A 23,830-nucleotide genomic window follows, 5' to 3' on the forward strand; every position below is an offset into this window, starting at 1 on the left:
CGGGGGAGAGACATGGTCGAGATCGCCGGAATGCCCGGACCACACGGAGACCCGAGCGACGGGCCTGCCCTCGCGATGCGTGGGCTGGGCAAGCGCTTCGGCGACCTCATCGCCGTCAAGGGCATCGACCTCGACGTGCCCCGCGGGTCGTTCTTCGGCCTCGTGGGCCCGAACGGCGCCGGCAAGACGACGACCCTCTCGATGGTCACGGGGCTGCTGCGCCCCGACGCGGGCCAGGCGTTCGTCCTGGGCCGCGACGTGTGGTCCGATCCCGTCGCCGCCAAGCGCCTCCTCGGCGTGCTGCCCGATGGGCTCAAGCTCTTCGACCGGCTCACCGGGCTGCAGCTGATCACGTATGCCGGCCTGCTGCGTGGCATGCCGCGCGAGCTCGCTGCCGAGCGGGCTGCCGAGCTCGTGGCCGCCCTCGGGCTGACGGAGGCCCAGGGCAAGCTTGTCGTGGACTACTCCGCCGGGATGACGAAGAAGGTGACCCTCGCGTCGGCCCTCGTGCACGCCCCGCGGGTGCTCGTCCTCGACGAGCCCTTCGAGGCGGTGGACCCGGTGTCGGCCGCGACGATCCGGCACATCCTCGCCGGCTTCGTGGAGTCGGGAGGCACCGTCGTGCTCTCGAGCCACGTCATGGACCTCGTCGAGCGGATCTGCAGCCACGTCGCCGTCATCTCCGAGGGGCTGGTGCTGGCCGCGGGCGAGCTGGACGACGTGCGCGCGGGCCGCTCGCTCGAGGAGCGGTTCGTCGACCTCGTCGGCGGGTCCACGGAGGTGGTGGGGCTGTCGTGGTTGCGCACCTCGTCCGACTGAAGCTCGCCCTGCTGCGCAACATCTTCCGGCGCAGCAGGGCCCAGGCGGTCGGTGCCGTGATCGGCGTCGTCTACTTCGCGGTGCTCGTCGCCGGGCTGGCCGTCATCCTGGCCTCCTTCCGCGGGTCGCTCGACGTCGCACGGGTCGTGATCCCGCTCGCCGGCGCCGCGGGAGTCGTGCTGTGGACGGTGGTCCCGCTCTTCTCCTTCGGGTCCGACCCGACGCTCGACCCGGGCCGTTTCGCCACCTTCGCCGTGCCGCACCGCGACCTCGCCGTGGGGCTCGTCGTGGCCGCCCTCGTCGGCCTGCCCGCGATCGCCTCGATGGTGCTGGCCGCGGGCGTCGTCGTCGCCTGGTCGCACACTGCGGCCTCGACCGTCGTGGCCGTCGTGGCGACCGCCATCGGTCTGCTGACCGCCGTCACGACGAGCCGGTGGGTCTCGGCGCTGATGAACCACGCGATCTCGAGCCGCCGCGGCCGCGACGCCATCGCCATCGTCGGCCTGCTGCTGCTCGTCGTCATCGGCCCGGCGATCTCCGTCGTCGCCAACCTCGGCAGCGACCTCCGGGGCCTCGCCACCGCCGCCTCGCAGGTCGTCTCCTGGTCGCCGCTCGGGTGGGCGTGGGCGGCTCCGGGCGACGTGGCTGCGGGTGATGTGGGCACCGGCCTGCTGCGGCTCCTGCTGGCGGCCGGTGCGCTCGGCACCGTCTTCGTTCTGTGGTCACGGGTTCTGCGCCACGAGGTGGACAACCCACGTGCGGTGTCGCGCCTCGACTCGGGAGCGTCCGAGGGCGACGACCTCGGCCTGCTCGGACGACTGCCGGGCACCCCGCTCGGCGCCGTCGCTGCGCGGGTGCTGACGTACTGGCGCCGCGACCCGCGTTTCCAGATCAGCATGGCCATGACGCCCCTAGTGCCGCTGGCTCTGCTCATCCCGTTCTTCACCGCCGACCTGCGGTGGACGCCGTTGCTGATGGGCCCGCTCGTCGCGTTCCTGCTCGGCTGGAGCGAGCACAACGCCGTCGCCTACGAGTCCGACGCGCTGTGGCTGCACATCGTTTCGGGCACGTCCGGCCGTGACGACCGGCGCGGGCGTCTCGTGCCCGACGCCGCGCTCGCCGCCCTGCTCGTGCCCGCCTACAGCCTCGTCGGGGTCGCGGTCGGCGGGCGCTGGGACGTGCTGCCGGCGGTGCTCGGGCTGGCGGTCGCCCTGCTCGGCGCCGGGTATGCCGTCGCGAGCGTCATGAGCGTCGTGCTGCCCTACCCGGTGCCTGAGTCCGGGGAGAGCCCGTTCAACGCTCCACCCGGGGCCGCCGGGATCACCATCGCCGCGCAGTCGCTCGCGAGCGTCGGCACCATCGCTCTTGCCTCACCCGCGATCCTGCTCGCCTGGCTCGGCTGGCAGGGCTCGACCCCGGCGGTCTGGGCCGCCGGGGTCGTCGGCATGGGCCTCGGCGTCGTCGTCGCTGCCGTCGGTGTCGCGCTCGGCGCACGGCTCTACGACCAGCGTGCCCCCGAGCTGCTGTCGTCCCTGCGCCGAAGCTGACTCGCGGTCGCCCCACCGATGCGAGGGCACGACGCCTCGGTCAGCGCCTGGCCTCGGCGAGGTCGACGGCCAGGTGCGCGGCGCCGATGATCCCGGCCTGGTTGAGCAGCTGGGCCGGCACGATGGGGCAGCGCAGCTTCAGCCGCGGCAGGAAGTCGTCGCTGTCCTTGGAGATGCCGCCGCCGACGATGAGCAGGTCGGGGGAGAAGAGCTTCTCGATCGTGTCGTAGTACGTCTGGAGGCGTTCGACGTAGTCGTCCCAGGAGAGTCCCTCGGCGTCCTTGGCCGACGAGGCCGCCCGGTCCTCGGCGTCGTAGCCGTCGATCTCGAGGTGACCCAGCTCGGAGTTGGGCAGCAACCGCCCGTCGTGGATGATCGCGCTGCCGATCCCGGTGCCGAGTGTGGTGAGGATGACCAGCCCCCGCACGCCCTTGGCGGCGCCGTAGTACAGCTCGGCCAGGCCGGCGGCGTCGGCGTCGTTGAGCACGGTGACGCTGCGGCCGGTGTGCTCCTTGATGAGAGCCTCGGCGTCGGTGTTGATCCAGGACGGGTCGATGTTGGCCGCGGACAGCACCGTGCCGCGAATGACGACGGCCGGCACGGTGACACCGATCGGCGAGTCGCCCGTCTGCTCGGCGAAGTGGTCGACGATCTGGTCGACGACCTGTGCGACGGCTTCGGGCGTGGCCGGCTTGGGCGTCAGGATCTTGCGCCGCTTGCCGGCGAGCTCGCCCGCCTTGAGGTCGACGGGCGCGCCCTTGATGCCGCTGCCGCCGATGTCGATGCCGAGCGGCTTGCCGTGCTTGGCCATGGTCCTGCTTCCTGGTCGAGACGTGGTCGTCGTGTGACTGGTGCGTGGTGGGGGAGCGCGACGGCTCAGGGCGCCTCGACGCCCTCCGGGAGGGTGAGGATCTCGAAGCCGTCGTCGGTGATGAGGATCGTGTGCTCGAACTGTGCCGAGCGCAACAGGTCGCGCGTCACGACGGTCCACCGGTCGTCCCACATGTCCCACTCGTGGGTGCCGAGGTTGAGCATGGGCTCGATGGTGAAGGTCATGCCCGGCTCGATGACCGTCTCGTAGTGGGGCGCTGCGTCGTAGTGCGGGATGATGAGCCCGGAGTGGAACTCGAGGCCGATGCCGTGACCGGTGAAGTCGCGCACGACCCCGTAGCCGAAGCGCTTGGCGTAGCTCTCGATGACGCGGCCGATGACGTTGATCTCGCGGCCCGGGCGGGCGGCGCGGATGCCGCGCATCATCGCCTCGTGCGTGCGCTCGACGAGCAGGCGCGATTCCTCGTCGACGTCGCCAACGAGGTAGGTGGCGTCGGTGTCGCCGTGCACGCCGTGGATGTATGCCGTCACGTCGATGTTGACGATGTCGCCGTCCTCGAGCGGGCGGGCGTCCGGGATGCCGTGGCAGATGACCTCGTTCACGCTCGTGCACACCGACTTGGGGAAACCCTTGTAGCCGAGCGGCGACGGGTAGGCGCCGTGGTCGAGCATGTACTCGTGCGCTACGGCGTCGAGGTCGTCGGTCGTGGCCCCGGGGGCGATGGCTCTCGAGGCCTCGACCATGGCCGTGGCCGCGATGCGCGACGCGATCCGCATCTTCTCGATGGTCTCGGCGTCCTTGATCCGCAGGTCGCCGTCCTCGCGTGGGCTCGGCACGTCCACGTAGTGGGGCCGCTCGATGGAAGCCGGTACCGGTCGTCGCGGACTGAGGGGGTGCGGGGACACCCGCGGCTGGAGCAACGGCATACGGTGGAGTCTAGGTCGTCAGCAGGTGGCGTTCACGACGGGCGCCCACGGGACGGACCGACGTCATCGGGACGGTTCCGAAGAGAGAAGGAGTCCTCGTGAGCTTCTGGTACAACGTCGACACCGGTCAGGTCGAGACCGACGAGAACCGCAGCCGGGGGGAGCAGGTGCTCGGCCCCTACCCCACGGAGGCCGCGGCCCGCGCCGCCCTCGACACCGCGCACGAGAAGACGGAGCAGTGGGACTCCGAGGACCGCGAGTGGAACGAGCGCGGTGGCTCGGCGGGTGGCACGAAGGACTGAACGTCGAGCGCGCTGCCGTCGCGCTCCTGCGCCCGCCCCGTCGAACGACCGGGCGGGCGCCGCCGCGTCAGGAGTCGAACGAGTGCTCGGCGTCGGGGAACGCCCCCGACTCCACGTCGGCGGCATACGCCCGGGCCGCGTCGAGCAGCGTCCCGCGCAGGTCGGCGTACTTCTTGACGAAGCGCGGGGCCTTCCCGCTGCGCAGGCCGGCGAAGTCGCTCCAGACCAGCACCTGGGCATCGGTGCCGCTGCCCGCCCCGATGCCGATGGTCGGGATGCGCAGCTCCTCGGTGACCCGGGCCGCCACGGGGGCCGGGACCATCTCGAGAACCACCGCGAACGCGCCCGCGTCCTGGAGGGCGCGGGCCTCGGCGACGAGCGCGTCACCGGCCTCGCCGCGACCCTGCACGCGGTAGCCGCCGAGCTGGTGCTCGCTCTGAGGAGTGAAGCCGACATGGGCCATGACGGGGATGCCGGCGTCGGTCAGGAGCTTGACGAGCGGCACCATCGCGGTCCCGCCCTCGAGCTTGACGGCGTGGGCGAGCCCCTCCTTCATCAGCCGCACGGCACTCGCGAAGCCCTGCTCGGGCGAGCCGCCGTAGGAGCCGAACGGCAGGTCGGCCACGACCAGGGCCCGTCGCGCGGCGGACGAGACCGCGCGCACCAGCGGGATCATCTCCTCGAGGGTGACCGGCACCGTCGTCTCGTAGCCGTAGACGTTGTTGCCGGCCGAGTCGCCGACGAGCAGGACCGGGATCCCGGCCTCGTCGAAGATCTGCGCGGCATACATGTCGTATGCCGTGAGCATCGCCCAGCGCCGGCCCTCGGCCTTCATCGCGTGCAGGTGGGGGATGCGCACCTTGCGTGGGCTGGCGGCGCCCGTGCCGCCGGGCGATGGCTGCTGCGGCCGGTTGCCGGAACCGTAGGGACTCTGCTCCTCGGGGGCGTCTGCGGTCATCCGGGGAGCATAGCGGTGGGGCGCTGTTCGCAATGTCGCTCACGGGATGGGACCCACGGTGCATCTGGGGCGGATGAGGTTTGTGGGATCGCTACCTCATCGGCGGCCGAAAGAGAAGATTTCGGGCACCTGACTTTACGAAGATTTTACCTCTGACGCACTGAACGACGTTGTGGCACAGGTTTTTTCGAATTATCTGTGCGCACGCACCACATCGTCTGTGATCTGTGTTCTTATACGCGAGGCGCCCGATTTGTGGCGCCTTGACCAGGAGGACATGATCTTGAACAAGCGCCACTGGAGTGCTGTCTCGGGACTGGCCGTGGGGGCGCTCGTCGTCACCGGCCTCACCAGCCCGATGCAGGCTCAGGCAACCCCTGTTGCCAAGGCCCCGGTGAGCGGCGACCCCGCTGCAGCCCAGGCCTCCCAGCCGGACACCCTGCCCAACCCTCTCGCCGAGGCCCAGGCGGCCGAGCGCAAGGACGCGGTCGCCAAGCTGCTCAAGGGCGAGGCGACGACCAAGACGATCAACGGCAACCGCGTGATCGAGGTCAAGACGGCCGCCAAGAACGGCAAGGCCGGCAAGTCGAAGTTCGTCAACTACCCGGTCAACCGGGAAGAGGACATCTTCACGATCCTGGTCGACTTCGGCGACCAGATCAATCCCACCACCAAGGGCTCGGCAGGCCCGGTGCACAACCAGATCCCGAAGCCGGACCGCAACTGGGACGGCAGCTCGACGGACGACAACTCGACCTACTGGCTGTCGGACTTCAACCGCGAGCACTACCAGCAGATGATGTTCGGTGAGGGCGAGTCTTTCCGCGACTTCTACCTCAAGCAGTCCAACGGCCGTTTCCTCGCCAAGGGCGACGTGTCCGACTGGGTCAAGGTCCCCTACAACGAGGCGCGCTACGGCTCAAACGCCGTCGCCCAGAGCTCGACGTACTGGCCCTTCGTGCGCGACACGGCCAAGGCTTGGTACGACGCGCAGGTCGCGGCGGGCAAGACCCCGGCGCAGATCAAGGAGTACCTCGCGCAGTTCGACAAGGTCGACCGCTACGACTACGACGGCGACGGCAACTTCAACGAGCCGGACGGCTACATCGACCACTTCCAGGCCATCCACGCCGGTGAGGGCGAGGAGGCCGGCGGCGGCAAGGAGGGCGCGGACGCCATCTGGTCGCACCGCTGGTACGCCTACTCCAACCAGGCAGGGCAGAGCGGCCCCGAGCAGAACAAGCTCGGTGGCGTGCCGCTCGGTGACACCGGCATGTGGATCGGTGACTACACGACCGAGCCCGAGAACGGCGGCCTGGGAGTCTTCGCCCACGAGTTCGGCCACGACCTCGGCCTGCCGGACCTCTACGACACCGCCGGCGGCGACAACAGCACCGCGTTCTGGACCCTCATGAGCGGCGGCTCGTGGCTCAACCACGGGACCGACTCGATCGGTACGACGCCCGGGTACATGGGCGCGTGGGAGAAGCTGCAGCTCGGCTGGCTCGACTACACGACCGTGCCCTTCGGTGAGGACACCTCCGTCAAGCTGAGCCAGGCTGACCTGGCCACCAAGAACGGCTCGGTCCAGGCTCTCGTCGTCCCGCTCCCGGAGCGCGAGGTCAAGTCAGACCGCAACACCCCCCACTCTGGCAAGGCCGAGTGGTGGAGTGGCTTCGGCGACAACCTCAACTCGACCCTGGCGCGCACCGTCGACCTGACCGACGCCAAGTCGTCGGCCTCCGTCGGCGCGTGGGTCCAGGGCAACCTCGAGAAGGACTACGACTACCTCTACGGCGAGGTGTCCACCGACAACGGTGCCACCTGGACGCAGGTCGGCTCGCCCGTCAACGACGTGTTCGGTTGGAGCGAGAAGTCCTGGGACCTCTCGGCCTACAAGGGTCAGAGCGTGCAGTTCCGCTTCCGCGTGGCCACCGACGGTGGTGTCTCGAGCGAGGCCTTCATCGATGACATCGCCGTGACCAAGGACGGCGTCGCCGGCGCTGTCGACGACGTCGAGGCGGGCGCTGGTGCGTGGACGGCCAAGGGCTTCTCGATCATGGACGGCAAGACGTCGCGGCAGGTGCAGGACTTCTACTTCGCCGAGAACCGCGTCTACAGCGGCTACGACGCGACGCTGAAGACCGGCCCGTACAACTTCGGCTTCGCTGACAGGCCCGACTGGGTTGAGCGCTTCCCGTACCAGAACGGCATGCTCGTGACGTACGCCAACGGCGAGTACACCGACAACAACACGTCGGCCCACCCCGGTGGCGGCGAGATCCTCCCGGTCGACGCCCGTCCGGAGCCGATCATGCTCAACAACGCCAACGGCACGCAGTCGATGCTGGGCAACCGCCGCCAGCCGTTCGACGCCACCTTCGGCCAGGAGGCCACCGACGCGGTGACCTTCCACCGCAACGGTTTCCCGACCACGGTTCCGTCGCAGCCGGCGATCCCGACGTTCGACGACTCGGACGTGAACCGCTACTGGTCCTCGAAGAACCCGGGGGCGTCCACCAAGGTGGCCGGCTCGGGCACGACGATGACCGTCTTCAAGACCCGCGACGGTGGCAACGAGCTGCAGGTCAAGGTCAACTTCAAGTGACCTCACGGTCATGAGACCGAAGGGCCCCCGGGATGTGTCCCGGGGGCCCTTCGCGTGCCCGCCCGACGGCATACGACCGGGGGCTCGTCCCGAGCATCGTGTGTCGCAACATCCGTGAAACACCCATGCGGCAGGATCGACCCATGAACCGTCAGGAAGAGTTCGTGCTGCGCACGATCGAAGAGCGTGACATCCGGTTCGTCCGTCTGTGGTTCACGGACGTCCTCGGCACCCTCAAGTCGGTGGCGGTCGCGCCGGCCGAGCTCGAGGGGGCCTTCGCCGAGGGCATCGGCTTCGACGGTTCGGCGATCGAGGGTTTCGCCCGGGTCTACGAGGCCGACATGCTCGCCAAACCAGACCCGTCGACCTTCCAGATCCTGCCCTGGCGCGGCGACCCTCCGGGCACGGCGCGGATGTTCTGCGACCTCCAGCTGCCCGACGGCACGCCGAGCTTCGCCGACCCGCGTCACGTCCTCCAGCGCGCCCTCGGCCGGGCCGCCGACCTCGGCTTCACCTTCTACACCCATCCCGAGATCGAGTTCTTCCTCCTCGAGCAGGGCCGGGGCGCGGATGGCCGGCCGGTGCCCGTCGACGACGCCGGCTACTTCGACCACGTCCCGCACGGCACCGGTCACGACTTCCGCCGCGCGGCCATCACGATGCTCGAGAACATGGGCATCTCCGTCGAGTTCAGCCACCACGAGGGCGCGCCGGGTCAGAACGAGATCGACCTGCGCTACGCCGACGCCCTCAGCATGGCCGACAACATCCAGACCTTCCGGACCGTCATCAAGGAGGTCGCCCTGACCCAGGGCATCTACGCGACCTTCATGCCGAAGCCCTTCTCGGAGCACCCCGGCTCCGGCATGCACACCCACCTGTCCCTCTTCGAGGGAGACGCGAACGCCTTCTACGAGGCCGGCGCCCCGTACCAGCTGAGCAAGGTCGGTCGGCAGTTCATCGCGGGCCTGCTGCGCCACGGCGCCGAGATTGCCGCGGTGACCAACCAGTGGGTCAACTCCTACAAGCGCCTGTGGGGCGGGGGAGAGGCCCCGGCCCACCTGACCTGGGGGCACAACAACAGGTCGGCGCTCGTCCGGGTCCCGATGCACAAGCCGAACAAGGGGCAGTCGACGCGGGTCGAGGTGCGCTCCCTCGATGCCGCCTGCAACCCCTACCTCGCCTTCGCGGTGCTGCTCGGAGCCGGGCTCAAGGGCATCGAGGAGGGCTACGACCTCCCGCCCGAGACCGAGGACGACGTCTGGAGCCTCACCGACTCCGAGCGCCGCGCGATGGGGATCAAGCCGCTGCCCGCCTCGCTCGGCCGGGCTCTCGAGGTGATGGAGGAGAGCGAGCTCGTCGCCGACGTCCTCGGTGAGCACGTCTTCGACTTCTTCCTGCGCAACAAGCGTCAGGAGTGGCTCGACTACCGCCACGAGGTCACCCGCTTCGAGCTCGACCGCTACCTGCCGCGGCTCTGACCACCCGCCCGGCACGTCCACCCAAGGGCCTCGCGGCCCCGACGATTCGACACCGATGTCACCACGCACCAGCACGACCGAGGGAGCCCTGGCCCGCCTCGGCTTCGCCGATCCCGACCGGGCGGCCGCGCTCGTCGAGGATGCGGCGTTGCTGCCAATCAGGGCGGCCGTGCCCGACGGGCAGCTCGACGACGTCGCCGCGGTGATGGCCGACACCGCAGACCCCGACCAGTGCCTGCTCGGGCTGGTGCGCGTGGCGGAGTCGCTTGCGGCGCTGGGTGACCCACCGGTCTGGGGCATCTCCGCGCTCGCGTCCGAGCTGGCGACCCCGGGGGTCGGGCGCGAGCGCGTGCTCGGCGTCCTGGGCGCTTCGACCGCCCTCGTCGACGAGCTCGTCCGCCACCCGGAGCACTGGGTGGATGCGGCTGCTGCGGAGCGCCATCCCGGTGAGCGGGTGCGCGAGGAGCTCGTGCGTGCCGTCACCACTGAACGCGGCGACGTGGTGCCGCTCGATGCATTGCGGATCGCCTACCGCAGGGGGCTGCTGCGGATCGCCGCGGTCGACGTGACCTCGAGCGACCCGCTCAACGACATGCCAGCCGTGGGGGAGGCACTGGCGGAGCTCGCAGAGGCCGCCCTCGAGGCGGCGCTCGCCATCGCGCGGGAGGAGTACGGCCAGGGTCACGAGGCCTGCCGCCTGGCGATCATCGGCATGGGCAAGACGGGCGGCGGGGAGCTGAACTACGTCAGCGACGTCGACGTCATCTTCGTCGCCGAGCCCGCCGACGGCGTCGACGAGGACACTGCGCTTCGCGTGGGCACTTCCCTCGCGACCGCCACGATGCGTGCCTGCTCCGCGCCCACCCAGGAGGGCAGCCTCTGGCCCGTCGACGCCGCACTGCGGCCGGAGGGCAAGCAGGGGCCGCTCGTGCGCACCATTCGCAGCCACAAGGCGTACTACGAGCGCTGGGCCAAGACGTGGGAGTTCCAGGCGCTGCTCAAGGCATGGGTCTCCGCCGGCGACAGGGAGATCGGCCTTCGCTACAAGTCGGAGATCGCCCCCATGGTGTGGGAGGCGGCCGGCCGGGACCGGTTTGTCGAAGACGTGCAGGCGATGCGGCGCCGGGTGGAGCAGCACGTGCCGGCGAACGAGGCCGCGCGCCAGCTGAAGCTGGGCCCGGGGGGCCTGCGGGACGTGGAGTTCAGCGTCCAGCTGCTCCAGCTCGTCCACGGCCGCACCGACCCCAGCCTCCGCTCGGCCACGACGCTCGAGGCTCTGGCAGCCCTCGCCCGCGGCGGCTACGTCGGGCGTGACGACGCCGCGACGCTCGACCGGGCCTACCGCCACCTGCGCTGTCTCGAGCACCGCATCCAGCTGCACCGCCTGCGCCGCACTCACCTGATGCCGGTGGGCGAGGCCGACCTTCGTCGTCTCGGCAGGTCCATGGGCCACCGGACCCACCCCGAGCAGGCAGTCGTCGCCGACCGCCAGGCCTCGGCGCGTGAGGTGCGCCGGCTCCACGAGCGACTCTTCTACCGCCCGCTGCTCGCCGCGGCGGCCAAGCTCAGCCCGACCGACGCGCGCCTCAGTCCCGAGGCGGCGCGCGAGCGGCTGCTCGCCCTCGGCTTCGGCGACCCGGCCGGGGCGCTGCGCCACATCGAGGCGCTGACGACCGGCGTGAGTCGTCGTGCGGCGATCCAGCGCACGCTGCTGCCGGTGATGCTCGGCTGGTTCGCCGACGAGGCGGACGCGGACGCCGGGCTGCTGTCCTTCCGTCGGGTCTCCGACGAGCTCGGCTCCACGCACTGGTACCTGAAGATGCTGCGCGACGAGGGCCGCGCCGCCGACCGGCTCGCCCACTGCCTCGCCCGCAGCCGGTATGCCGCCGACCTGCTCGTGCGCTCCCCGGAGAGCGTCTCGATCCTCGGCGACGACCACGGCCTCACGCCGCGCAGTCGCGACGCCATCACGGCGACCATGCAGGCGGCGGCGGGACGGCGGGAGACCGCCGCCGACGCCGTCGCCGCCGTGCGAGCCATCCGGCGCCACGAGCTGCTCCGGATCGTCATGGCCGACCTGGTCGGCACCGTCGACCTCCCGGCCGTCGGCGCCGCCCTGACCGACCTCACGGGCGCGACGATCCAGGTGGCCCTCGAGGCGACGACCAGAGAGGTCGAACAGCGCGAGGCCCAACCGATCGGGGGCGACATCCTGGTCGTGGCGATGGGCAGCCTGGGCGGCCGCGAGCTGGGCTACGCGTCCGACGCTGACGTGATGTTCGTGCACCAGCCGCATCCGGGCTCCTCGGACGAGGACGTGCAGGCCCGAGCGACCATGGTCGTCCAGGAGCTGCGCAGGCTGCTGTCGGGCTCTGGCCCGGACCCTGCCCTCGGACTCGACGCGGACCTGCGCCCCGAGGGCAAGGGCGGTCCCCTCGTCCGCAGCGTCGACTCGTTCCGCACCTACTACGAGCGCTGGGCGCTCACGTGGGAGTTCCAGGCGCTGCTGCGCGCCACGCCGCTCGCCGGTCCGGAGGCTCTCGCCGACGCCTTCCTCCAGCTCATCGACCCGCTGCGCTGGCCGGAGGGCGGCCTCAGCGCCAGCCGGGTGCGCGACATCCGCACCCTCAAGGCACGCGTCGAGAGCGAGCGGCTGCCCCGCGGGGCCGACCCGCGCACGCACCTCAAGCTCGGACGTGGTGGCCTGACCGACGTGGAGTGGGTCGTCCAGCTGCACCAGCTGCAGCATGCCCGCGCGCGGCCCGCGCTGCGGGTCACCGGCACCATGGCCGGCCTCGCGGCGCTCGAGTCCGAGGGCCTCATCGCCGCCGACGACGTCAAGGCGCTGCGGGAGGCGTGGCGGCTGGGGGCGCTCATGCGCAACGCCGGGGTTCTCTGGCGCGGACGAGCCATCGACAGCGTTCCGTCCGACCTCCGCGACCTCGACGGCATCGGTCGCATCATGGGTCGTCCCGCCGGGGAGGGCGCTGCTCTCGCCGAGCTCTGGCGCCGTATTGCCCGCCGTTCCCGGCATGCCACTGATTTCAACTTTTACGACTCCCCACCTCGGGGTAGCGTCAACACGTGAATCCAAGCCAGGGGCAGGGCGGCAGCGTCCCGACGTACGCCGCCGTCCTCCGCGTTCCGCGGTACCTGCCGGTGTTCCTGGCCAGCGCCCTGTCGATGTGGGGCGACTACATCGCACGTGTCACGATCGCCGCCGTCGTCTTCGCCGAGACAAAGTCGCCGCTCGTCACGGCCACGACGCTGGCGGTCAGCTTCGTTCCCACCTTCTTCGGCCGCAGCCTGATCGGCCCGGTCGTCGACCGGTTCCCCTACAAGTGGGTCCTGATCTGGTCGCACCTGCTGCGCGGGGCGTGCGTCCTCGGCCTCATGTGGCTCGTGCTGCACGGCTCACCTCTGTGGGGGATGTTCGTGCTGCTCTGCCTGCTCGAGCTGATCGGTGGTGCGTCCACGGCCTCCTACATCATGCTCGTGACCGACCTCTTCGAGGACCGCCACCTCTACGCGAGGGCCGTGGGCCTCGGGGCGATGTCCGAGCAGTTCAACCAAGCCATCGGTCTCGCCGTCGGCGGCGGCCTCATCGCGCTCGTTGGGCCGGAGACCGGGCTGCTCTTCGACCTCGTCACCTTCGTGGTGGCTGCCCTCGTCATCCTCTTTGTCGTCGAGCTGCGGCCGGTCACAGGAGCGCGCGGGCGTGGTGTCCGCGGGTTCGCACGAGACCTGTCCAGCGCAGCCGGTGACCTGGCGCGCCACCCGGTGCTCGCCCGACTGGTCACGCTGAGCGCCGTCGCCTGCCTCGGCGTCGTCGCGCCCGAGGCGTTGGCGCTGCCGATCGCCGGGCGCAACGGGTGGGGCGGCGTGCTGATGGCCTCGCCGATCATCGGAGCGGTCGTCGGCATCGTGCTCATCGGACGCCGGGACGTGCAGCGGCAGAACCGGTCGATCCTGCCGCTGGCCCTGGCCATGCCGATGCCTCTGCTGCTGACCGCCTTCGCGCCGCCGATCTGGGTCGTGGCCGTCCTCTTCTTCGTGTCCGGCATGATGCAGGCGTTCATGGTGCCCTTGCAGGCGACGTTCGCACTCGTCACGGAGCCGGCGCTTCGCGGGCGCATCTTCAGCCTCGCCGGGTCGGTCTCGATCGCCGCGGCCGGCGCGTCCTACCTCGCGGCCGGCTGGGTCGGCGAGCACTCGAGCCCCCATTACGGCGTCGCCATCTGCGCCGCGGTCTGCCTCATGCTCATCGCTGTCATGGCCACCACCTGGCCGCACGGCCGCGTGCGCTCGGCCGTCGACCACGCGTACACACAGCCGTCCTCCCGCGCCGCCTGATCCACCGAGCAGCCGGGCCCGACGCGGCCGGGCCGCCGCGGCCGGCCCGACGCCCACGTGTAGCGGGCGGCAAGCCGACTGGTGCGGCTGCCCGGACCGGTCAGCGCATCCCGTTGGCGGCGAGCAGCGCCCGCCACGTCGACGGGTAGGCGATCCCCGTCGCGATGAGCCCATGCCGGGTCTGCCACGCCTTGAGGCGTGTCGTCGTCACGGACAGGAAGTTGCCCGTGGCAGGGGAGACGCCGATCGCCTTCTGGAGGGTCGTGACCGCCGGTCCCGACATGCCGGGCCGAAGGACCATGCCCGAACGCGGCACCAGCTCCTTGAGGAGGGAGCTGGCGCCCGTCGGCGCCTTGACGACGGCATACGTGGGGCAGGGGCGCCGGTTCGGTCCGGCCAAACCGGTCGACCAGTTGAGGTCCGCGGGGCGGCAGGGGCCGAAGTCGACGGCCGCCACCGACTTGGTCCAGAACGAGGTCCGCCCCATCGCACCCTCCCAGGAGAGGCTGATGTGGATGTGGTTGCGGTGGCAGGCGGTGTCGTACGCTGCCGACGGGGTCGTGGCGCAGGTGCTGTAGGGGCGCCAGCCCTCGGACGTGCGGTAGGAGCTCCACATCTTGTTGTTCCAGATGACGTACATGACGCCGAGGCGCCGGGCGTTGGCGTAGCGGTTGCCCGCCTTGTCGGTCGCGAGCAGCCAGGTCAGCAGCGCGTTGGCGTCGGCGCGCTCGGACGCAACCCGCACGTTGAAGAAGGTGTCGACGGCCCGGCCGTCGAAGTGCTCCGAGGTCGGCGTGGTCGCGGAGGTGCAGCTGCGCGACAGACCGTAGGTGTTGGCATACGTGACCTGCACCAGCTTGGCGAGCTTGACCGAGCCGGCCCGGTTGCTCAGGTCGCAGCCGGTGGGCTTTACGTAGGGTGCCAGCCCCTCGATGGCCGTGGGCATCCCGCTGGGGGACGGTGGCACGGCGGGTCCGCCGCCGGCCGACGCGACGGGTGCCGTCGAGGCCACGAGGGCCAGGGACGCGACGACCGACAGCAGCCGGGCGAGGGTGCGCACCCGGCGGGGAGCGGTGACGTGCTTCATGGGTTCTCCGAACGGTCTGGGGCGAGGTGCCGCCGGCGCCGGTTGGGCGCCCAAGGCCTGGGTGGCCCCGTGCCCGTCGACGGTAACCTTTTTGTCCGTTTCGTCACTCCGGAATGCGCAGAACTGACAGCTGTCCCCGCTGCCGGGGCCGGTTCAGCCACGCGGACGCCGGGGTGCCGGTCAGGATAGGCCGGTCAGGAGCGCCGTTCGGAGGCAGCGTTCTCCGCCGCTTCCGCCGAGTCCTCGCGTGCGGCCTGCGCCGCGGCGCCCTGACGGCGGCGGCGCAGGTCGAGGGCGCTGGCGCCGAGGGCCACGGCGACCAGCACCGCCGTCACGCGCAGGGCGGCCGCGGCATCGAGTCCCTTGCCACCGGCCACGCTGGAGTAGAAGACCGCTCCGACGAGTGCGATCCCGGCTGCCGTACCGATGCGCTGGCCCGTCTGAAGGAGTCCTCCCGCGGTGCCGGCCCGCTCGACCGGTACTCGCGCCACCGTCAGGGTGATGTTCGGCGAGATCACCAGGCCACTGCCGAGGCCGGCGACGAGCAGGGGCACGGCGAGCCACCACCCGAGGGAGGTGTCGTGCACCCGGCCCAGGACCACGTCAACCGCGACGATGCCGACGAGCACGATGATGAGCCCGCCGGTGACGAGGGACCGCTCGAAGCGGTCGACGAGACGGCCGCCGATGGCCGCGGTCACCGCGGACCCCGCAGCGAACGGCGTCACCGCCAGCCCGGCGATCAGGGGCGTGTAGTGCAGCTGCTCCTGGAAGAAGATGGTCAGGACGAAGAAGATGCCGGTGAAGCCGCCGAAGTAGATCGTGCCGACGGCCGCCCCCGACGAGTAGCCCGGCACGCGGAAGAGCCCGAGGTCGACCAGCGGGCTGCGCCCTCGAGCGGTGTAGAGCCGCTCCCAGGCGAGGAAGCCCGCGACGAAAGCCGCACCGATGAGGGCCACCCACCAGGGCACCGTGGTGCCACCTCGCCCGGTCTCCACGATGGGCAGCAGGATCCCGAGGACGCCGGCCCCGAGGAGCACGACGCCGACCGGGTCCACGTCGACGCGGTGTGACCGGTCGCGCGGCGGCGGCTCCGGTAGCCATCGCATCGCCAACACGACGGCGGCGGCGGCCACCGGCAGGTTGACGAAGAAGATCCACCGCCACCCCGTCTGCTCGCCCAGGCCGTCGAGGATCACGCCGCCGACCACGGGGCCGACGGCCGTGGAGATGCCGATGGTGGCACCGAGCAGCCCGAAGGCGCGACCCCGCTCGGCCCCGCGGAACAACTGCTGGATGAGCCCTGAGACCTGCGGGTTGAGGATGCCGCCGGCGGCCCCCTGCACGAGCCTCGCCGCGATGAGCAGTGCGCTGCTCGGGGCGAGTCCGCACGCCAGGCTGGCGGCGCCGAACAGGACGACCCCGACCACGAAGGCCGTGCGACGGCCCACCGCGTCACCGATGCGGCCGGAAGGCACGAGCGTGAGCCCGAAGGTGAGGGCGTAGCCCGACACCACCCACTGCAGGTCGCTGGGCGTGGCCTTCACGCCCGTCTGGATCGAGGGGAGGGCGACGTTGACGATGCTGACGTCGAGGAGGGTCATGAAGCCGGCGACCAGGCAGACCCACAGCGCCTTCCAGCGGCGGGGGTCGGGTTGGGCGCCGGCGCTCTGCTCCGGCGTCACGAGCCCAGGATCCCCGTCGTCGCGTCGTCGCGTCGGCCATCGAAGAAGTGGTCGAGGACGCCACCGAAGAGCTGCGCGTCCGAATCTTCGGAGGCGGCGCGCTCGAAGAGGGTCATCGAGGAGTGCAGCTTGACGGCGTCCAGGGAGCCGAGCACGTGCACGGGGTCCGTGGACCCGAGTGCGGTCAGGGCTCGGGCGCACTCGCGGAGGCGAGGTCCGAGAACGGGGTGGCGCAGGTAGGCGCGGGCCTCGGGCAGGCCCGACACGGCATACCTCTGGGCTGTCTCGCTCCGACCGAGCCCGGCGACCTGGGGCAGCACGAACCAGATCCAGTGGCCGCGCTTGCGGCCGTCCCTGAGCTCGGCCAGGGCGGTGGCGTACGTGCCGCCGGCGTCCTGCGCTCGCACGAACCGCTCGAGGTCGAAGGGGTCTTCGGTCATGGTCCACTCCTACCCGACGGGCGTCGCCATGGCACGCCGCGGACGGCGTACAAGGGATGACTCAGGACCCGATCGGTCCCGGCGCGCGGTTCACCTACGAGCTCGTGGCGCTGAACCGGGTACGAACGTCTTCCACTCGCACGCCGGGGTCCAGCTCGACCGCGTAGTCCGCTCATCGCGATCGAGGACCCCGAGCCCCGCGGTTACGACGACGAGTTGTCGTCGTGCTCGACGACTGGCTCGACAGGACCGGACGCGCTCCGGACCCAAGGCGTCAGTGGTGGCCCCGATCGACACCGTCCACATGGGGATGGCGGAGCGCTACGACGCCGTGTGACCCTCCGCGACGACGGATCCAGCTGGCCGGCATGGATCAGCGCCCTGGAGTACGTCTGAGTGGAGCCGCCTGCGATCGGCGCGGATCCGCCGCACGGCTACTCGTGCGGGCGCTCTCTGCCGGAAGTCCGACACGGGGTAAGAGGGTGCCATGGTGACCCTTCGCGCCCTGGTGCTGAACTGCACCCTCAAACCGTCCCCGAACACGTCGAGCACCGAACTGCTGGCCACCCGCATCGTTGCTGCACTCGCCGAGCACGAAGTGCAGTCCGAGGTGGTCCGCGTCGTCGACCACGACGTCAAGTTCGGTGTGACCACCGACGAGGGCGACGACGACGCCTGGCCATCCATCCGCGAGAAGATGCTGCGCGCCGACATCTTGATCATGGCCACCCCCATCTGGATGGGGCAGCCGGCGTCGGTGTGCAAGATGGTGCTCGAGCGCCTGGACGCCGAGCTCAGCGAGGTAGACGACGAGGGCCGGATGTCGACCTTCGGCAAAGTGGCGGGCGTCGCAGTGGTGGGCAACGAGGACGGTGCACACCACGTCTCCGCCGAGCTCTACCAAGCACTCAACGACACCGGATTCAGCATCCCGCCCAACGCGATCACGTACTGGGTCGGCGAGGCCATGCAGTCGGTCGACTACCAGGACAAGGACCCAGAGCCCGAGGAGACCGCCCAGACCACCCGGTCACTCGCTGCCAACTGTGCACATCTGGCCCGCGCCCTGAAGAGCGCGCCGTACCCGCCCCAGAAGTGAGCGGAACACCACCTCCACTGAGGGAGATCCCTCGCCCACCCGTGGAGTGAGCGACCTCATCGACCTGTTGGCGCCGCCAACCGGTCGGTGCCGTCGCCAGCCTATTTCCTCGGCTTCTTGAGCTTGGGAGGCAATGTCGCAACGTGCGCGCGGGCCCGGTCCACCCATGCCGTCTTGCCTACGTCGTCCAGATCGGCTGGCAGAGAGAGATATCCGCCCATGGGCCGTTCCGCCGGGCCGAAAGGTCTGCTGCCCGGCATTGCCCGCAGCTCTTCCAAGGCGGCATCGTCAAGCTTGACCCCGACGTCCTCGCCGAACAGGCCGGCAAACATGTTGCCGTTGACGAAGGCCCCGAGGCTGCCGAACATGGGCTTCACCTCGACTCCCGGCGCCGGCTGTACAAGAGTGCGGAAGTGGGCCTTGGCCTCGTCGCTGTGCTTGGGCATCTGCATACCCCAACGTACGGCCAGATGTGGCCCGACGCAGACGAGTCCGCCCGCGCTGCGCTTGCTACGGAGCCGGCAGCACGAGCGGACCAGTGAGAATGCAGAGTCTTGCGACCTGAACTGCAGCGTGACCTACACACAGCAGGTCAGATCTGCGTCTTCGACCGCACGCCCGGGATTGTGCTCGCGCTGGGCGGGCCGTTGTTCCTTGCGTTGGCTGGCCCATTCGTACCGGTCGCTAGCGCCCTGTCGGCCCCCTGTCGGCCCTCTTCTTCGGCGGCGCCCAAGTGTGGTGGGGCTCCCTGCTGTGGCGTACCGCTAACCGGTCCGCAGCAACAGCGGCCTGATGCCACCCCGTTGGAGACGAGGTGGGCGACCCCGCTCACCACGACCAGACAGTCCGCTTCCTCACCGTCATGAAGGGTCGACACGACTCGCAGGCGGGGAGGGCGCAGAGCCGGTTCGCCGGCGACGCCGGACTCGCGTAGATGGTGAAGGCGACGCGAACTGCGGGCCTTTAGCCCCTACCGAAACCCCTTGCGGTACAGCCACTCTGACCTTTGAGGACCCGCGCCGGGTCGCTCTCAGGACTCATCCTCTGAATGGCTCCACGCCGTGCAGTTCCAGGCTGCCGGGTCCCAGACCCGAGGAGTGTCGACCATGCGCTACGACCACGACACCAAGTCCAACAACGCCCAGCCCGACAGCGCCAACCCGGCTCCTGACACGCCAAGCCGCCGGATCGGGGCTCAGCTCGCCCGCTTCGGTCTCCACCTGGCGCAGATGTGCGCCGTGATGTGCGTGAGCCTGGCCTTGCTCCGCCTCCTCGCGTCCGGGGCCGGCGCCCTGCTCGGGTTCGACGATCCGCGACAGACAGCTCCCGTTCTTTCAGCCGTCGTGGTCACTCTGACGCTGAGCGGTTCCATGCTGGTGTGGATGCGTCTCATGAAGATGGGGTGGCGGCCCACCGTGGAGATGGTGGCATCCACCGTGGCCTCCGGTGCCGTCATGATCCTCGGCTACCTGGTGGGCATCGTGGCCACCCGTGAGCTGGTTCCGGGGGTGTGTGGATTGGCGTGCGTCGCCATGATCGCCGTCATGCTTGCCAGGTTCCGCACGTACGCCTCCCACACCGGTCGCCACGTCATCGCGGCATGACGGGCAGAGGCGGCCTTGCCCGGGTTCTCGTTGCGTGCTCTCATTTGCGGGCGTGTTGTCCTCCTTCGGGCGGAGGACTTCGCGCGCGCCTCGCTGCTTGGGGGGACCCTTTGCCGCCCCGGGGGATGCGCTCAGGCCGTCGCTGCGTCCATTCTTGGAAGAGGAGGGCGTATGCGCGTGATCGACGCGGACTTCGCCAGCTACGTGTGGGCGCGGCAGCTGGGGCTGCTCCGCGGCGCCTGGCTCGTGACCGGCGACGCCCGTCGCGCCGAGCAGCTCGTGCTGGGCGTCCTCTCGAGCCTCGCCGGCCGCTGGCGGCACCTCCCCGACGCGTCGCCTGAGGCGTTCGTACGCGCCCGCGTCCACCGGGACGCCGTGGCCGCGGCCATCGCCCCGACCGACGGGCGCTCGCTCGGCGAACATCCCCTCGCCCTGCTCCCGCCACGGGAGCGCGCGGTGCTGGTGCTGCGCTTCTGGGAGGGCCGGTCGCTGGACGAGACCGCCGAGGCGTTGGGAGTTGCCCGGCACCGGGCCCGAGAGGCGGAGCGGGACGGCCGGCACGCCCTGGCTCGGTCGGACGGTGCGGCGCCGACCGGCACGCAGATCCGAGCGCTGCTGGAGGAGGCCAGCGCGGGCGTTCTGGAGGTCGACCTCGCGGACCGCGCCTGGCAGCAGGCGCTGCTTCAGCGGTCAGCGACGTGGCGCCGCGTGCTCTCGGGGCTCGTCATCGCGACCGCCGGGGCGGGCGTGTGGGCCGGCGGTCGAGGACAAGCGGTCATTGACACCACAGGGCCGACCGGTTTCACCGGGGTGAACGGGCTTGCACTCCCCACGATGGCCGGCCTGACGCCGGTTCCGCAGGCCGCCGAGGCGATCTGGCACACGACCGCCGACGGCCTGAGGTACGTCGTCGCGCCCGAGGCCGGCACGGAGGCGAGCCAACCGCAGCTCGCGACCGGCCTGACGCCCATCATCGACCCGGGCCGTCCCCATGAGCTCGCGAGCAGGCACCGACCCAGCGGGCTGAAGGCGCTCGCTGACGCGGTCTACCTCGAGGAACGCTCCCCGGGGCAGTGGGTTCCCGTGGTCGTATGGGGTGACGGCCGGCTCGTCACCCTCGACACCGTTGCCCTCGCCGGCCTGCGGACCGGACCGGGCATCGGCGGCGCGCCCTTGGGTGTGTGGGCGTTCTCCGGGGACAAGACGAGCCTCGCGTTCCCCCAGCCGGGAGGGGTCGTCGTGGTCGACGTCGGCACCCGTACTGCGCACGACGTCGCGGTCCCGTCGTCCGACCTGCAGTGGGCCGGGTGGCTGGGCGGCTACGTCCGGGCCGGTTCGGCAGCCGGCACCTGGTCGCCGGGACTGTCCCAACGGTGGCCAGCACCGGACGCACCCCGCAGCCCCGGCGCACGGGAGTTCCGGCTCGAGAACGGCCGGACCGTCCTGGACCAGCACTCGCCCGACCCGTCCGCACGGCCGGTTCCCGTCGACTGGCCGCACACGCGTCCGCTGGGTGAGACCGTGTCCGACGCCGCACAGTACGCGTCCGCCTTCGCGCTCGACCCGGGCCAGGACCGCGACCTGCAGGCGGCCACGCCGCGCACCGTCATCGTCGCCACGAACCGGATGGGCTACGAGCGGATGCTCGTGTTCGGCGAGGAGCAGCCCCGCGACCCCGGCTGCTGCACGGTGTTGGGATGGACGGTCCGCGGTGAGGTGCTCTACCTCTCCGTCGCGCCGAGCGGCACGTGGCTCATGGGCTGGAACCCGGAGAGCGGGATCGTATCCCGCGTTTCCCGCTTCCTCACCTCTGCGACAGTGCCCCCGCTCATCGCGCTCGGGGCGCGCTTTACCGTCGGCTAGGAGGAGGAGGCTGAGGAACCGCTCGGGACGACCGAGAGCAGCACGCGCTTCATTCGAAGTGATGCCGGTCAGCGCCATGATCGGACGTTGGCCCCGGTGCCTCTGCGTGCGTTGGCGAGTCGGCGCTCATGGTGGAAGTGGATGGCGGCGGGTTGGCCGGAGGCGTCCGCCCGTCGCCCGCATGCTGCACCAGGCTGCCGACGTGTGGCTCGTCATGGCTCTGGGGCCGAAGGTGGTACGGAACGCTCTGGGGCCGAAGGTGGTACGGAACGCTGGTCACCACGACGCCGGGCATGTTGAACAGGCGAAGCTTGAGCCGCAGCGCGCTCTGGTTGTGCAGCATGCCCTCCCACCACCGGTCGACGACGTACTCGGGGATGAAGACGACGACGAGGTCCCGCGGGTTGTCCACGCGGAGCGTGCGGATGTGGTCGATGACCGGTGTGGTGATGTCGCGGAACGGGGAGTCGAGCATCGTCAGCGGCACCGGGACCTCGGCTGCAGCCCAGTCGCGCTCGATGGAGCGTATGCCGTCTGGATCGACGCACACGGTGAGGCCGGTCAGCGAGGACGGGCGGGTGGCGCGGGCGTAGGCGATCGCCCGAAGCACTGGCTCGTTGACGTTCGACACGAGCACGAGGGCGTGGACCCGGCTGGGAAGTAGTCGTGCCTCTTTCCCGGGGCTGAGCTCGCGCTTGACCCTGGTGTAGTGGTGGTTCACTCCGCGCATGAGCAGCAGGAGCACGGGGACGGCGATGACGACGAGGTAGGCGCCGCCGGTGAACTTGGTGACCAGGACGATGACGAGAACCAGGCCGGTCAGGGTGGCGCCGAACGCGTTGACGAGGCGAGCACCGTTGAGGCGGCTGCGGACTCCCGGGGCGATGACCACGCGCAGCTCACGGTTCCAGTGCCGGACCATGCCGGCCTGGCTCAGTGTGAAGCTGGTGAAGACCCCGAGGATGTAGAGGTGCAGGAGCTGGTTGACGTCGGCGTGGTAGGCGACGACGAGCAGGCCGGCGATCAGGGCGAGCCCGATGATGCCGTTGCTGTATGCCAGCCGGTCGCCCCTGGTGCGCAGCTGGGTGGGCATGAGCCGGTGCTGCGCCAAGAGGGATGCGAGCATCGGGAAGCCGTTGTAGGCGGTGTTCGCGGCCAGCACGAGGACGAGGGCGGTTGAGGCCTGGACGAGGTAGAACGCCGGGCTGCCCGCTCCGAAGACGGCGGAGGCGAGCTGGGCGATGACCGTCTGCTGTGGATCGGTGGTGCAGTTGCCGGGGAACCCGATCAGGTCGCACGTCGACTCCGCGACGTGGACGTGGGCGATCATGGCCAATGCGGTGATCCCGACGAACATCGCTACGGCGAGGGTGCCCATGGCCACGAGGGTGCGGGCGGCGTTGCGTGCCTTGGGTGGGCGGAAGGCTGGGACCCCGTTGCTGATGGCCTCGACGCCGGTGAGTGCGGTGCATCCCGATGAGAACGCCTTGAGCGCGAGGAAGAGGAGCGCGAGGCCGGTCAGACCGGTCTGCTGGGCCTGCACTGAGTAGTTTGCGCTCTCGGCGACGGGGGCCTCTCGCATGAGAGCCCTCACCAGACCGAGCCCGCTGACGGCCAGGATGCAGGCCACGAACACGTACGTCGGTATGGCGAACGCGCGGCCCGACTCGCGGGTGCCGCGCAGGTTCATCAGGGTCAGGCCCGCGATGACGGCGACCGCGATGGTGACCCGGTGCGGGTTGAGGCTGGGCGCCGCGGAGATGACGTTGTCGATGCCGGCGGCCACCGACACCGCGACCGTCATGACGTAGTCGACCATCAACGCCGCGGCCACGACCATGGCGGCTCCCTGACCGAGATTGCTGCGCACCACCTCGTAGGACCCGCCACCACTCGGGTATGCCTTGACGACCTGGCGGTAGGAGATCACCACCGTGACGAGCAAGACCACCACGGCTGCCGCGATCCAGGGCGTCAGGTAGAGGTAGGCCACCCCGCCGACGGCGAGAACCCTGAGGATCGCCTCGGTCGCGTACGCCACCGAGGAGAGCGGGTCCGACGCGAAGATCGGCAGCGCGATCCGTTTGCGCAGCAACGTCTCCCCGATGTCCTCGTTACGCAGCGGTCGGCCGACGAGAAGGCGTTTGGCGGTGCTGAGCTGGCTGGGCACTCCTCGACGCTAGGAGCGGACCCGCATAGGCGGCGCAAGGATTCACGCGGGTGCCG

The 23,830-nt window shown here is 70.4% G+C and carries 18 protein-coding genes and 1 pseudogene; 11 read left to right on the plus strand and 8 right to left on the minus strand.

Annotated elements, in window-relative coordinates:
• Positions 1-12 precede the first annotated feature (12 nt).
• Positions 13-819 (plus strand): ABC transporter ATP-binding protein, encoded by an 807-nt coding sequence (locus AC3WRT_RS09500; RefSeq protein WP_492721232.1) that lies wholly within the window; start codon positions 13-15, stop codon positions 817-819.
• Complete coding sequence (locus AC3WRT_RS09505) at positions 795-2,366, plus strand: hypothetical protein (protein WP_492721233.1); 1,572 nt, start codon at positions 795-797, stop codon at positions 2,364-2,366. The genes AC3WRT_RS09500 and AC3WRT_RS09505 overlap by 25 nt, the downstream gene beginning before the upstream one ends.
• A 40-nt stretch (positions 2,367-2,406) precedes the next feature.
• On the opposite strand, the gene ppgK is transcribed toward AC3WRT_RS09505, so the two are convergent.
• Both ppgK and map read right to left on the minus strand, forming a co-directional pair.
• Positions 2,407-3,177, minus strand: a complete 771-nt coding sequence (ppgK, locus tag AC3WRT_RS09510; RefSeq protein ID WP_492721234.1) for a polyphosphate--glucose phosphotransferase — start codon at positions 3,175-3,177, stop codon at positions 2,407-2,409.
• A 65-nt stretch (positions 3,178-3,242) separates the two neighbouring features.
• Positions 3,243-4,124, minus strand: a complete 882-nt coding sequence (map, locus tag AC3WRT_RS09515; RefSeq protein WP_492721235.1) for a type I methionyl aminopeptidase — start codon at positions 4,122-4,124, stop codon at positions 3,243-3,245.
• Between the two features lie 98 nt (positions 4,125-4,222).
• On the opposite strand from map, the gene AC3WRT_RS09520 reads away from it, so the two are divergent.
• Positions 4,223-4,426 (plus strand): methionine aminopeptidase, encoded by a 204-nt coding sequence (locus AC3WRT_RS09520; RefSeq protein ID WP_492721236.1) that lies wholly within the window; start codon positions 4,223-4,225, stop codon positions 4,424-4,426.
• A gap of 67 nt (positions 4,427-4,493) precedes the next feature.
• Here the strand turns inward: AC3WRT_RS09520 and panB are convergent, their stop codons facing one another.
• A complete protein-coding gene (panB, locus tag AC3WRT_RS09525) occupies positions 4,494-5,384 on the minus strand; it encodes a 3-methyl-2-oxobutanoate hydroxymethyltransferase (protein ID WP_492721237.1) in 891 nt (296 codons plus the stop codon).
• Positions 5,385-5,661: 277 nt separating this feature from the next.
• Here panB and AC3WRT_RS09530 point away from each other — a divergent pair, with 277 nt between their 5' ends.
• From AC3WRT_RS09530 to AC3WRT_RS09545, 4 genes are all read left to right on the plus strand, one after another.
• Positions 5,662-7,992 carry an immune inhibitor A domain-containing protein gene (locus tag AC3WRT_RS09530; RefSeq protein WP_492721238.1) on the plus strand — a complete coding sequence of 777 codons (2,331 nt, stop codon included), beginning with the start codon at positions 5,662-5,664 and terminating at the stop codon, positions 7,990-7,992.
• A gap of 143 nt (positions 7,993-8,135) precedes the next feature.
• On the plus strand, positions 8,136-9,473 hold the full coding sequence (gene glnA, locus AC3WRT_RS09535) for a type I glutamate--ammonia ligase (RefSeq protein WP_492721239.1): 1,338 nt from the start codon (positions 8,136-8,138) through the stop codon (positions 9,471-9,473).
• A gap of 55 nt (positions 9,474-9,528) precedes the next feature.
• Entirely contained in the window at positions 9,529-12,561 is a 3,033-nt protein-coding gene (locus AC3WRT_RS09540; RefSeq protein WP_492721240.1) for a bifunctional [glutamine synthetase] adenylyltransferase/[glutamine synthetase]-adenylyl-L-tyrosine phosphorylase, read from the plus strand.
• Positions 12,558-13,826 (plus strand): MFS transporter, encoded by a 1,269-nt coding sequence (locus tag AC3WRT_RS09545; protein ID WP_492721241.1) that lies wholly within the window; start codon positions 12,558-12,560, stop codon positions 13,824-13,826. The genes AC3WRT_RS09540 and AC3WRT_RS09545 overlap by 4 nt, the downstream gene beginning before the upstream one ends.
• A gap of 100 nt (positions 13,827-13,926) precedes the next feature.
• Here the strand turns inward: AC3WRT_RS09545 and AC3WRT_RS09550 are convergent, their stop codons facing one another.
• From AC3WRT_RS09550 to AC3WRT_RS09560, 3 genes are all read right to left on the minus strand, one after another.
• Entirely contained in the window at positions 13,927-14,913 is a 987-nt protein-coding gene (locus AC3WRT_RS09550; RefSeq protein ID WP_492721242.1) for a peptidoglycan-binding domain-containing protein, read from the minus strand.
• A gap of 194 nt (positions 14,914-15,107) precedes the next feature.
• Positions 15,108-16,598 carry an MFS transporter gene (locus AC3WRT_RS09555; RefSeq protein WP_492721243.1) on the minus strand — a complete coding sequence of 497 codons (1,491 nt, stop codon included), beginning with the start codon at positions 16,596-16,598 and terminating at the stop codon, positions 15,108-15,110.
• Positions 16,595-17,038, minus strand: a complete 444-nt coding sequence (locus tag AC3WRT_RS09560; protein WP_492721244.1) for a DUF1810 domain-containing protein — start codon at positions 17,036-17,038, stop codon at positions 16,595-16,597. Before AC3WRT_RS09560 ends, AC3WRT_RS09555 begins: the two co-directional genes overlap by 4 nt.
• Before the next feature lie 47 nt (positions 17,039-17,085).
• Between AC3WRT_RS09560 and AC3WRT_RS09565 the strand changes: the two are divergent.
• Together AC3WRT_RS09565 and AC3WRT_RS09570 are read left to right on the plus strand one after the other, a co-directional pair.
• Positions 17,086-17,205: pseudogene (locus AC3WRT_RS09565) on the plus strand (hypothetical protein); the annotation flags it as partial.
• Positions 17,206-17,525: 320 nt separating this feature from the next.
• Positions 17,526-18,137, plus strand: coding sequence for a flavodoxin family protein (locus AC3WRT_RS09570; RefSeq protein ID WP_492721246.1), 612 nt, complete (start codon positions 17,526-17,528; stop codon positions 18,135-18,137).
• 101 nt (positions 18,138-18,238) lie between these two features.
• Here the strand turns inward: AC3WRT_RS09570 and AC3WRT_RS09575 are convergent, their stop codons facing one another.
• Positions 18,239-18,589, minus strand: coding sequence for a TfoX/Sxy family protein (locus AC3WRT_RS09575; RefSeq protein WP_492721248.1), 351 nt, complete (start codon positions 18,587-18,589; stop codon positions 18,239-18,241).
• Positions 18,590-19,243: 654 nt separating this feature from the next.
• On the opposite strand from AC3WRT_RS09575, the gene AC3WRT_RS09580 reads away from it, so the two are divergent.
• Positions 19,244-19,741: a hypothetical protein gene (locus AC3WRT_RS09580; protein WP_492721250.1), complete on the plus strand. Its 498-nt coding sequence runs from the start codon at positions 19,244-19,246 to the stop codon at positions 19,739-19,741.
• Positions 19,742-19,912: 171 nt separating this feature from the next.
• The gene (locus AC3WRT_RS09585) at positions 19,913-21,604 is read left to right on the plus strand and encodes a sigma factor-like helix-turn-helix DNA-binding protein (protein ID WP_492721254.1); all 1,692 of its coding nucleotides are present in this window, start codon (positions 19,913-19,915) and stop codon (positions 21,602-21,604) included.
• Positions 21,605-21,653: 49 nt separating this feature from the next.
• Here AC3WRT_RS09585 and AC3WRT_RS09590 read toward each other — a convergent pair whose 3' ends face one another.
• The gene (locus tag AC3WRT_RS09590) at positions 21,654-23,774 is read right to left on the minus strand and encodes an APC family permease (RefSeq protein WP_492721257.1); all 2,121 of its coding nucleotides are present in this window, start codon (positions 23,772-23,774) and stop codon (positions 21,654-21,656) included.
• Between the last annotated feature and the right edge of the window lie 56 nt (positions 23,775-23,830).

Source organism: Terrabacter sp. FW104-15G4B (assembly GCF_058790095.1).

What these genes read in the sequence shown, in the direction of transcription:
- AC3WRT_RS09500 (WP_492721232.1), top strand. Translation starts at nt 13, where the DNA reads ATGGTCGAGATCGCCGGAATGCCCGGACCACACGGAGACCCGAGCGAC.
- ppgK (WP_492721234.1), bottom strand. Translation starts at nt 3,177, where the DNA reads ATGGCCAAGCACGGCAAGCCGCTCGGCATCGACATCGGCGGCAGCGGC.
- map (WP_492721235.1), bottom strand. Translation starts at nt 4,124, where the DNA reads ATGCCGTTGCTCCAGCCGCGGGTGTCCCCGCACCCCCTCAGTCCGCGA.
- panB (WP_492721237.1), bottom strand. Translation starts at nt 5,384, where the DNA reads ATGACCGCAGACGCCCCCGAGGAGCAGAGTCCCTACGGTTCCGGCAAC.
- AC3WRT_RS09530 (WP_492721238.1), top strand. Translation starts at nt 5,662, where the DNA reads ATGATCTTGAACAAGCGCCACTGGAGTGCTGTCTCGGGACTGGCCGTG.
- glnA (WP_492721239.1), top strand. Translation starts at nt 8,136, where the DNA reads ATGAACCGTCAGGAAGAGTTCGTGCTGCGCACGATCGAAGAGCGTGAC.
- AC3WRT_RS09540 (WP_492721240.1), top strand. Translation starts at nt 9,529, where the DNA reads ATGTCACCACGCACCAGCACGACCGAGGGAGCCCTGGCCCGCCTCGGC.
- AC3WRT_RS09550 (WP_492721242.1), bottom strand. Translation starts at nt 14,913, where the DNA reads ATGAAGCACGTCACCGCTCCCCGCCGGGTGCGCACCCTCGCCCGGCTG.
- AC3WRT_RS09560 (WP_492721244.1), bottom strand. Translation starts at nt 17,038, where the DNA reads ATGACCGAAGACCCCTTCGACCTCGAGCGGTTCGTGCGAGCGCAGGAC.
- AC3WRT_RS09570 (WP_492721246.1), top strand. Translation starts at nt 17,526, where the DNA reads ATGGTGACCCTTCGCGCCCTGGTGCTGAACTGCACCCTCAAACCGTCC.
- AC3WRT_RS09575 (WP_492721248.1), bottom strand. Translation starts at nt 18,589, where the DNA reads ATGCAGATGCCCAAGCACAGCGACGAGGCCAAGGCCCACTTCCGCACT.
- AC3WRT_RS09580 (WP_492721250.1), top strand. Translation starts at nt 19,244, where the DNA reads ATGCGCTACGACCACGACACCAAGTCCAACAACGCCCAGCCCGACAGC.
- AC3WRT_RS09585 (WP_492721254.1), top strand. Translation starts at nt 19,913, where the DNA reads ATGCGCGTGATCGACGCGGACTTCGCCAGCTACGTGTGGGCGCGGCAG.